Below are 9,509 nucleotides of genomic sequence, written 5' to 3'. Positions count from 1 at the left end.
CAGCTCTTGCTCGGCCCGCGCGGCCTGCTCGGCCTCGGCCGCCAGTTCCGCATCGCTCGGCCCCGCCGCCGCGCGCAACTGCGCCAGCAGCTCGTTCACCGACGCCGGACGGCGCTCCGCCAGGTAGGCAAAGCCCTGCTGCAGCACCTGCCACTGGCGCTCGTTCAGGCCGCGCGGCGGCGAAGGGTGAAAGTCGGCCGGCCGCATGTCGTCGAACGGCATGCGGCCTTCCAGCAGCTGGTAAATCATCACCGCCACCGCGTACACATCGAGCCTGGGGCCGGGCAGCCCCTGATGCGTGCCCGCTTCCGGCGCGCGGTAGCCGGCGGTGCCGGCGTTGGGCGTCTGCAGACCGAGGCTGCTGCCGGCGCTGCGCGCGCGCGAGGCGATGCCGAAGTCCAGCAGCTTCACTTCGCCGCGCTGGGTCAGGAAGACGTTGCCCGGCTTGATATCGCGGTGCACCAGCTTGTGCTTGTCCCAGGCGTATTGCAGCGCATCGCCCAGCGGCGACAGCAGCTTGTACACTTCCTCCAGCGGCAGCGCGCCCCGTTCGGCCAGATAAGCATCGAGGTCGCGGCCTTCCAGGTACTCCATGATGATGAAGTAGCTGGAGGTGGCCGGATCCTGCGCCCACTCGTAGACGCGGACGATGTTTTCGTGCGCCAGCTTGCGCGCCTGCGTGGCCTCCTCGATCAGCAGCTTGGCGTGGGTGGCGCTCTGGGTCAGCTGCGGCGGCAGGATTTTCAGCGCCACCAGTTCGCTGTGGCCCAGCTCCGCATGCGTCGCCAGGTCCGTGGCCAGCCACACCTGACCCATGCCGCCCATGCCGATCAGACGCTCCAGCCGGTAGCGGCGGTTCTGCGGGCCGATCTCCTGGCCCGTCATCAGGCCCAGCTCCGTGCCCTGGCGCGGCGGCAGGTTGGCGGGCGCGGAGCGTCCTCCCGGCGGCGCGTATTCGGCATCCAGGATGGCGTTCTTGCGACGGTCGAATTCTTGGAGACTCAACAAACCGTCATCGTGTAAGGCCCGCAGCTCGCGGATCTTGTCTCTTGCTGTCTGCATCTGTTACGTTGAAACGAGGGGCGCGCCGCATTGGGCGCAAAACTTGTCCTGTGGCCGCGCGGCAGGTGCCGGATGGCCGTTCACGCAGTGCCTTGCCGCCGGAGCCGGGACGTGATGGTGATGCACGCCGCCGCCCCCCGCGCCAGCCTGCGCCACGCCGACGCCAAGCTGGCTCTGCGTGCTCAGCGCACTGGCGCTGGCGCTGTTCTGGATGTTCAGCAGGTCGAGCTGGTGACGGCGGTCCTTGTCCAGCTCCGCGTCGCGGTGCGCGCGCTCTTCCAGCACGCGTTCGTAGGCCATCTTCGCCGCCTCGGCCGGCGTCACGCCGTGTTCGGCCGCCACCACCTCGGCCAGCGCCTGGATCTGTTCCGCCGTCATGCCGCCCTGGATCTGCAGCTTCACGATCTGCGCCACCGCTTCCACGTTCGAGGGCGCGGCCACCGCCGCAATCGCCATGTCGCTCAGCCGGCCCATGGTCTCCATGCGGCGGATTTCGTGATCCTGCTGCGCGTTCTGGCTTTCCAGCGCCGCGGCGCGCTGCTGCTCGAATTTCTTCAATTCGTGCTGCCAGGCCGCCTCTTGCTCGCGCTGCTTCAGGATCAGGCGCTGCTCGTCGACGGCCAGCTGGTCCAGCATGGCCTGTTTGGTGGTGGCCTGGTTCTGTCGCGCGTGAATGCCGTCGGCCTCGATGGTGCGCAGCAGTTTTTCGTATTGCGCCACCGCGTCGGCCTCGGCGCCGGCACGCTTCAGGTCTTCGATTTTCTGGTTGATCTCGGCCACCTGCACCGCGTTGGCGGCGTCCTTGACCGCGTCACCGCGCAGCAACTCGCGCTGGCGCGCCAGCGCCAGTTGATCTTCCCATTCCTGTACCCGCTCGGCCTCGCGCCGGCGCGCGGCTTCGGCCAGGGTCAGACCCTGGATGCGGGCGGCATGGGCCTGCGCTTCGATCTCCAATTCGCGCGCTTTTTCATCCTTCTCGCGCTGGCGCAGCGCCGCCAGTTCGTTGCGGCGGTGCGACTCATCCTCGATCTGCAGCGCCTGCGCGATCTGGTTTTCGATCGCCTGCTGGCGCAGCTGATGCGAAAAGCGCTGCTGCGCCAACTGCCGCTGGCCGGCGCCGGTCTGCTGCAGCAGTTCGAGCTCGGTGCGCATGCGGATCTGCGCCAGATGGCGCACGTGCTCCCAGTCGGCCTGCTCGCCCTGGCGGTGCGCCTTGTTGCGCGCCAGTTCGTGTTCCAGATCGGCCAGCACCGTGCCGGCGCCCTTGTCGACCGCCACCTTGCGGGTCTTGGCGTCCATCACGCGGCTGTACAGTTCCACCTCGCGCGCGCGCAGGGCCTGCACACGCTCGGCTTCCTTCAGCGTCAGCTCGGCCTTGTTGACGCTGGCGTCCTGGCGCAGTTCGGCGCGGCGGAAGTCGGCATGCATCTTCTGCTCCTCGCGCCGGATCGCCTGCCATTCTTCCTCGTTGTAGATGTCGTCCAGCTGCTTGACGTGCTCCAGTTGTACGTGCCGTTCGTCGGCAACCAGCCACAGGGTGCCGATGCGTTCGCGGTTGTGGTCGAATTTGTCGTGCCGCAGCGCGGCGGTTTCCACCGCCTCCACCGCCAGGCCGTAGCTGGCAAGCCGCTGCCGCAGCGCGGCCTGCAGGCGTTCGTTCAGCTGCGGCCGCAGGTCGGCGTTGCCGGCCATCTCGCGCATCGAGCGGCTGCCGACGAATTCCGCCGCCAGCTGGCGCACCGATGGTTCCAGCAGTTCATGCAGGTGCAAGGTAGTCACTACGCCGGGTACGGTCATGAAATGCTGGGCGAAGGCTGGGACATTTTCGATGCGCACCGCCACCGCGAAGCGTGCAGAGATTTTCAGGTGCTCGGCCGTGTGCAGATCGCTGAACGAGAACTCGACCGGCAGCGGCAGGCTGCGGGTGATCAGGATTTCCGCGTGCTGGTTGCGCAGCAGGTGGTTCAGGCGGGTAAAGAAACCTTCGATTTCGTATTCGCCCTGCGGCACTTCGGTGGCCTTGTCGCCCTGCAGGATGTAGGCGCGGGTGGTGGCCGGCACGCGCAGGGTCTTGGTGAAGATGCCGGACAGGGTGCTGACGCCAAAGTACACGGCCAGTTCGTTATCGCCGGGAATCCAGCGGTTGTCGCGCAGCACCGGTTCGTTGCGCGGCGCGCCCAGCGTCAGGCCGCAGTGCTGGCAATATCCGGACTGGCCGCTGTTTTTGTGCTCGCACCGCGGGCATTTAACGCCGCCAAAACCAAACATTTGGAACATGTCAGACTCCTTAACGATTCATCTTCGGACCGCCCCGCGATGGGCCGATTTTAACAGGGCGTGGCCGTTTCCTTCTTGCGCACGTTTAAATCATGCCGATGCGGTCTATGCAGGCCAGGCTGGCGCCCCGCTGGCGCAATGCCGCCGCGTAGCCGGGCGGCAGCTGGTCCTGCCAGTCGCGCGGCAGCAGCACGCGGTCGCCTGCTTCGGCTTGTCGTAATATCAACTCCAGCTTGGGCTCGCGCCCCTCGACCGTATCGACCTGGCCGGCGTGCCAGGCGCTGGAACAGCCGCTGGCGATGATGCGGCCGCGCGGCACGAATTCACGGCCCCGCGCGAGCCGGTCGGCCATCACCAGCGCCAGTTGGTAGGAGCCGCCCTGAAAGCGCGGCTGGCCGAAACGGACCACGGTGCGCCAGCGGTTCAGGCCCTTGCCGTCGAAGTGGCGCGCGGCGGCCAGGCTTTGCCGCACTTCCTGCAACGCGGTCAGCTCCAGGCCGGGGGCGGCGATGCTGTCCTCTTCCGCGCCGCCCGGCGTCTGCAGCGGGAAGACGCTGACTTCGACCCAGCACAGGGCGTCGTGCACGCCGCCGCTGTGCAACGGGAACCAGGCGCGCACGCTGGAGACGGCGGCCGAGAGGTCGGCGTGGCCACTCAGCGCGCCCAGGTGGGCGATCCGGGTGATGCCCGCTTCGGCGTCGACGGTTCCGGTCACTCGGCCGAGATACCAGGCATCGGAGTGGCCTTGGGCGGTGATCGGCGTTTTTGCGATCGGGTACAGGCCGCGCACCATGCGGTCGGCCAGCACGGCGGCCAGTTCCCAGTCGCGTTCCGCTTCGGCTGGGGTGATGTCCATGCTGAGGACGACCTGGTCGCGGGTATCCAGCCGCACTTCCGTATGGCGGGCAAGACGGACCACCTGCTGCATGCGCTCGGCGATGTGCGCAGCGTTCGGCGTGGTGCATTTGACGTCGGCGCGGTTGGCGCGCGGACGGCGGCTGGCGGTGATGGTCAGGATGCGACCGTCGACCAGCAGGCTGCGGCAGAAGGCGTTGGCGGGAATGGCGGTGATGGAGATGGTGGCGCTCATAGCGATGGTTCCATGCGCATGTCTTCCGGGACGTGCGCTGCGCGGCGCAGCGACAGGCCGGTTTCCAGGTTGGCGCAGATGCGGTCTGCTTCGTCCAGCAATGGTGCCCATTGCGCGGGGCCGGCAAGTTGAAGGCGGGCCAGCAGGGACCAGCCTTCGTCCAGTGCGGCTTGGGCGATCAGCGTCTGCGCGGCACGGCGCGATTGCACGGCGGCGGGCAGCGGCTGGTCGGGCGCGGCCCAGGCCAGCGAGGGCATGGTGTTGACGTTCAGCGCGGCCATGTTCAGGCGCAGCAGGATGGCCTGGTGCTGCTGGAAGATCTCGAAACCCTCGGGCAGCGCCAGTTGACGCAATCCACCGCTCAGGGCCGGCAGTTCGAGGAACAGGCGACGCAAGGCGCGCGCGTCCTGGTCGGGCGACGGTGAAGACGCCGCGCCGCTCAGGCCCGCCTCGCCGGCCGCCGTGCCAGCAGCCGTCGCACGAGGCGGCGTCATGGCCGACGGACCGGCTTCCGACGCGGCTTCCAGTGTCGGTTCCCGGCGCGCGTCGGCGGCTTGGTTGGCTGTCGCCGGAGCGCCCGGTCCGGCAACAGCAGCTGGTTCGGTTACGGCAGCGGCAGACTGCGCCACGCGCATTGCGTCGGCGGCTTGCGTATCGGCGGTGCGCTCCCCGGTAGCGGTGGCCTGCGCGACTACAGTGGCCTGCGTGATTTCGGCGGCTTGCCGGGCCCGGGTCTGGAGCATGGCGGCGTAGTCGACCTGCTCGCCGAAATCGACCGGCACGCAGTCGTCCACCGTGACGCCATAGCGGGTATACATCAACTGATTCAGGCCGGCGCGGAAGGCGTGCCACTCGTCCAGCGAGGTGCAGGGCGGCAGATCGAGCGCGCCCTGCGCCAGCTCCGCCTGCAGCGCCATCTGGGCCGCGCCGGCGAAGGCGGCCAACTCCAGCCGCCCAGCCGTCTCGCTGTACAAATACAGATCGAAACGCTGTTGCGACACGCGCGGATTGGCCGCATCGACCACGAACCGCAGCCGCAAACCCCATTCCGGCGCCGCCGCGAACGGCGTCAGATCCACCGTGTATGGCCCCGGATGGAAGCAAAATACCGTTTCGCCCTGCCCGCACGCCACCTTGCCCGGCGCCGTGCGCCGCGCATGGCCGGCGGGGCTGAACACCACCACCGTGCTCTGCGCCGGCGCGAGATCGCCGGCATCGAGCCGCAGCGCGATCAGGCTGGTTCCCAGACCGTCCGTATCGGCGGCCGGCTTGCGGCGGCTGAAAAATCCCATCATCTAAGGCGTCACCGGTTCAACGGCGAACGACGCGCCATACAGCTGGAAATGCGCTTCCGGCGCCGTCGCGAACGGCCAGGCGCGTTCGCATTCGCCGTCCGCATCCAGCCGTCCCTGCAGCACGATGGCGCCGCCGCCGTCGATCACGCGCAACTGCGGCTGTTCGCGCAGCAGACGCGCGGCGAATGGCGCCTCGGCCGACAGGCTCAGGATCACCTGCCAGCCGCCATCCTGCGGCAGGAAATGCAGCGTCCAATGCCCATCGTCGGTGACCAGCGATTCGAGCCCGGTGGCGGTGGCGGCGGCGCGCAGCAGGCCGGTGCTGCCGGTCCATGCGGGATCGTTGGCCGCCGCCGCGCCAGCGGCCGCATGACGCCGCAATGCCGCATGACGCTCCAGCGACAGTTGACGGAAGCGCCGCAGCGTCAGTGGCGATGCCTGCAACGCCTGGCGTTCATTCGGCGTCAACGGCCGCGTGCCGTCCAGCGCCGCCAACAGCGTGGCGTCGGCCAGCTTCAGATAGTCGCCCGGCGCGTTGCGCGACAACAGCAGACGCTCCTTCAATCGCGCGTCCAGGGCGTCCTGCTTGTCTTGTGCTGAATTCAAAACGTTCTCCTTCATCGTGCGCCCGCCGCGTGCAGCCTGGCGATCGCCTCATTGCGACGCTTGCGCAGCGTCGGCATCGAAATCCGGTCCAGCGCCGCCAGCTGCTGCAAGGTGGGCAGCTCGCCGGTGGCGGGGTCCAGCCAGGCGTCGGGATAGCTGTCGTCCGCCGGGCCCAGCAGCTTCTGGTAGACCGCCAGGCGGATCGGCAGCGATTCCGCGTGCAGCACACGCAGGGTCCAGCTGCCGGCTTCCTGCGCCGCCCGCGCCAGTTCCATGTAGCGGAGGGGCAGGGAAAGCGCGCCCGACCGTTCCTGTTCCAGTGCCAGCAATTCGGGCGGTGGCGCGGCTTCCGCCTGCGCCACCGGAGTGTCGCCATCGTCGTCCCCGTCACCGGCCGCCGCCACCTCGGATTCGGGCTCCGGCGCGGCCAGAATGCAGTCCTCGCGCTGGCCACCCTGCTCCTCCCCCCGCTCCGATTCGCCGAGGACGCGCCAATAGCATTCCAGCCACAGCGCCGCCTCGCCGGCATCGCTGTGCCTATCCTCGGCGCTGTCCATATTGGCCGAGAGTTCCTCATAATCGCCGATTTCCGTCATCAGCGCCGCGATCTTGCCGGGACTGTTTTTCAGGCTGGCGAAGCGCTTGGACCTGGTGTGCAAAGGCCCGGGCGAACCGCCGAACTGCTCCAGCGTCTCGCTCCAGCGTATCACCCACTCGGCCTTGCAACCGAGGATGGACTTCATCTGCCGCACCTCGATCGGCAGGCCGGCCAGCGGGCGGCCGAGGATGGCCCCCACCTGCGCGGCATGCTGCTCCCAGCCCGCGAACAGGACGGCGATCTCGCGATAGGCCGTATCCAGCATGCGGTAGGTGTAGATCCTGTTGGGCGAGCAGTCGCGCCCCGTGGCGACGATGTAGTTGTCGGCGTCGACCTTGTCGCGCAAGGTGGCGTACATGTCGTTGACCTTTTTGCGCACGACGCCCTCGGCCGCCGCATCGCGCCAGAATTCGCCGTTGCGCGCATGCTCGGCCGCCATGGCGGCGGCAAAGGCCGACCAGAACGCCGGCTGCGCCTGCAGCTCATACAATAAGCTGAGTGACAACTCGTAGACGCTTTCGCCGTAGCTGTTGCCTTCCGCCTGGCCGCGCGCGGTACGGGCGCTGGCATGCAGCGCCGCCGCCGCCGCGTCGGTATAGGCGTCCAGCATCGCCCCGTGTCGGGCGGGGTCCAGCAGGTGGAGCATCTCAAGCTGGCGGAACGCCTGCAGGGAGCAGGCTCCCAACAACTTGCGTACCTGTTCCCAGCCATGCTCCTGATACCGGGTTCCTGGCAAGCGCATAAATTCCTGTCGGTGGTTGGATAAGGCAATCAAACGCGCCATCGTGGACGCTCCGCAAGGATGCCACAACGGCAGCGTTTTTATTATGCCGTTTATCAGCCTATTTCCCCTTCTGTTCCGGGTTCTGCGCAACCAAAGTGGACAAAATGGCAGCAATGATGGGCGCCGCGTGTTCGCCGCCGGTGGCGTCGGAATGGCTGGCGAAGGCCGCCATCGCCAGCCGGTGCGTCTGGCCCGGCAGGCTGCCCGGCTCCAGCCAGCCGGTGAACCAGACCGTGGCCGTGTCGTCGCCGCTCGGCGCGGTGCCGGTCTTGCCATACAGGCCGGCACGCACGCCGCTCAGCGCCGCGCCGCGGAAGGCGCCGGCGCCGGTGCCGACATCGACCACGCCTTTCATGCCAGTCTTGATGCGGTCGAGACGAATGTTCAGCGGCGCCGACGGCGGCACGGCGCTGGCGGCGCGGTCGAGCGTGAGCAACAGGCGCGGCGTCACCACCCTGCCCTGGCCGACGGCGGCCGAGGCCAGCGCCATCTGCAGCGGCGTGGCCTGCATGCGCAGGCCGATCGACATCTGGCGCAGTTCGTGGCGGGTATGGATCGGGTCCATGTGCGCCGGCGTGGCCTGCAGTGCATCCCAGCTGCGCCAGCCGAAATCCGCCGGCAGCAGGCCGCCGTCCAGACGCAGCGCCTGATCGAATCCGAGCCTATGGGCGGCGGCGACGATGGGACGCACCGCGTCCAGCGCGCCGGCATCCAGCGCCTGCAGGTCGGGGGCGCCGCCGTCCGGACGGCCGAACAGGCTGCGGTCGCTCATTTCGCCGGACCAGGCGAACCAAGTGTTTAAGCTGTAGGTCAGCGCCTGCGCCAGACCGAGACGCCCCTCCTGTGCGCGCCGGTCCAGGCTTTGTTCGCGGTAGTTGGTGATGTGGGCCAGGCGCGGATTGAGCGGATAGCTGGCGGCGTCGGTCTGAAAACCATAGCCGTGCTGCTGCGCCAGGCGGTTGATCGCCGCCAGCGGCATGCCGCCCAGCAGCGCGTCGAGCTGGGCATCGTTTTGCGCCGCCAGTTCCAGTCCCAGCGCGCTGATCACCTTGAAGGTCGAGCCGGGGCTCTGGTGCGCGCCGCCGTCATGCTGCCATGCGGGCAGGCGCAGCGGGCTGCGCGCGGGACTGGTGCGGTCGAAATCGCGCACCTCGGTCCAATTGACGCTGTTCGCCGCCCCGGTCCCGGCTCCGGCGGCGGCAAGGATGTCGCCTGTTTCGCTGTCGAGGATGACCAGGCCGGCATGACGGCCGTCCGGCGCGGCCTGGGCGCCGACGCACTTGCCGTCCTCCCAGCGACCACGATGCAGGCCCACGCAGTCGAGCACACGCTGGCTCAATGCCTGCAGCGGCAGGTCCAGCGTGAGGCGGGCCCGTACCGGGCCATCGGCGGCCGGCAGACGCGCCAGCATGCCGGCGATGCCGCTGCTGTGTTCGGGGTTGAGGCCGAGCAGCGGCGCCAGTCCGGCTTCGGCCGCCGCCTCGGCCGGCGCGCCGTCTTCCCAGAGCGTGGTGCCGTTGCGGTCTTCCAGCTGCACCGGCGACGGCGCGGGGCTGCGGCCGTTGGCGCCGTCGGCCGACGCCAGCGGCTGCCAGATCAGGCGGCCGCCGGCGACGCGCAGATGGCGGTATTTCTGGTCCTCCGGCGTGTTCAGGTCCAGCGGCAGCAGGTCCAGCTGCACGTTGCGCACGCCGGCTCGCAGCGTCAGCGCGATCTGCTGGACGTCGCCGCCGCTTGCACAGGCGCGGCCGGTGCAGGCCGGCGCGAAGCGGACGTCGGCGCCGGTGACGCCGCTGC

At 68.7% G+C, this 9,509-nt stretch carries 7 protein-coding genes; all 7 read right to left on the bottom strand.

The features are described 5' to 3' along the window. A partial coding sequence (locus E4L98_RS23210; RefSeq protein ID WP_167761426.1) for a protein kinase domain-containing protein occupies window positions 1-1,062 on the bottom strand: 1,062 nt, incomplete at its 3' end. A 3-nt stretch (window positions 1,063-1,065) separates the two neighbouring features. Further along, window positions 1,066-3,339 carry an SPFH domain-containing protein gene (locus E4L98_RS23205; RefSeq protein WP_135203908.1) on the bottom strand — a complete coding sequence of 758 codons (2,274 nt, stop codon included), beginning with the start codon at window positions 3,337-3,339 and terminating at the stop codon, window positions 1,066-1,068. A gap of 85 nt (window positions 3,340-3,424) precedes the next feature. Continuing rightward, window positions 3,425-4,429 (bottom strand): hypothetical protein, encoded by a 1,005-nt coding sequence (locus tag E4L98_RS23200; protein WP_135203907.1) that lies wholly within the window; start codon window positions 4,427-4,429, stop codon window positions 3,425-3,427. Continuing rightward, a complete protein-coding gene (locus E4L98_RS23195; RefSeq protein ID WP_229257528.1) occupies window positions 4,426-5,724 on the bottom strand; it encodes a hypothetical protein in 1,299 nt (432 codons plus the stop codon). The genes E4L98_RS23200 and E4L98_RS23195 overlap by 4 nt, the downstream gene beginning before the upstream one ends. After that, window positions 5,725-6,330 (bottom strand): hypothetical protein, encoded by a 606-nt coding sequence (locus E4L98_RS23190; protein WP_307722142.1) that lies wholly within the window; start codon window positions 6,328-6,330, stop codon window positions 5,725-5,727. A gap of 11 nt (window positions 6,331-6,341) precedes the next feature. Beyond that, entirely contained in the window at window positions 6,342-7,670 is a 1,329-nt protein-coding gene (locus tag E4L98_RS23185; protein WP_135203905.1) for a hypothetical protein, read from the bottom strand. A gap of 100 nt (window positions 7,671-7,770) precedes the next feature. After that, a partial coding sequence (locus E4L98_RS23180; protein ID WP_267874926.1) for a penicillin-binding transpeptidase domain-containing protein occupies window positions 7,771-9,509 on the bottom strand: 1,739 nt, incomplete at its 5' end.

It is taken from the genome of Duganella callida (assembly GCF_004614165.1).
GTDB classification, from domain to species: Bacteria; Pseudomonadota; Gammaproteobacteria; order Burkholderiales; family Burkholderiaceae_D; genus Rugamonas; species Rugamonas callida.
Note: the sequence above shows the minus strand (reverse complement) of the source record. Positions and strands in the feature narration are given on the sequence as shown.